Consider the following 704-nt stretch of genomic DNA (forward strand, 5'->3'; position numbering starts at 1 on the left):
CCCATAAACTCCTCGGTTTCGGCGGCGGTGATCCGGTTCGGGTAGTCCCGGTCGGCATGCGGAACGGTGATCCCCGCCGGGGGCGGAGGATTCAGATGCCGGTACCAGGACGTGCGATGCACACCTACCAACGCGCAAGCCTTCAGCGCTGACCAGCCGGCTGTCACGAGATTCCCGGCGAAAGTCAGGGCAATGTCTTTCCAGACTTTGGCATCAACCACTCTGGCCGCCCGGGCTCTGGCTCCTCGAGTTGTGGCTCGGTTGCCGCCGCGCTCTTGGCCATTGCATCCAAGAGCGCGGAAGCTTTTCCCAAAATGTCCACCGCAGCTTCGGACCGTGCCAGCTTGGCCTTGAGGAGTTCGTTTTCCCTCAATACGCGTTTGAGCTGCTTCTTATCTCCTGCGTTCAATCGCGGATCCTCCCAACTTGAACCTGCCGCAGCCGGCAGCTCACCGGATTCCCGGGCACACGCCCATTCCCGAATAGTCGCAGCTTTGATCCCAACGGCCCTGGCCAGTGCAGCCTTGGAACCTAGCTCAAAACACTTCTCGTGCTCATCCAGAATCGCGTTTTTCTCGTCAACAGTGAAGCGACGATTGGAATGGCGGACAGGAATAACAAAATCCATCAAAGACCTTCCCCGCCCCGAGTGCCCCGTCCGGTATAGACAGAAACCTGTCACACAAGAGCCTGACACACAGGGG

1 protein-coding gene is annotated in these 704 nt (G+C 59.2%); it reads right to left on the reverse strand.

From position 1 onward, the window contains the following. Nucleotides 1–184: 184 nt before the first annotated feature. Nucleotides 185–628, reverse strand: coding sequence for a hypothetical protein (locus tag JYA52_RS10635; protein ID WP_205653158.1), 444 nt, complete (start codon nucleotides 626–628; stop codon nucleotides 185–187). Nucleotides 629–704: the final 76 nt, after the last annotated feature.

This window comes from Arthrobacter pascens (assembly GCF_017052465.1).
Classification (GTDB): domain Bacteria; phylum Actinomycetota; class Actinomycetes; order Actinomycetales; family Micrococcaceae; genus Arthrobacter; species Arthrobacter pascens.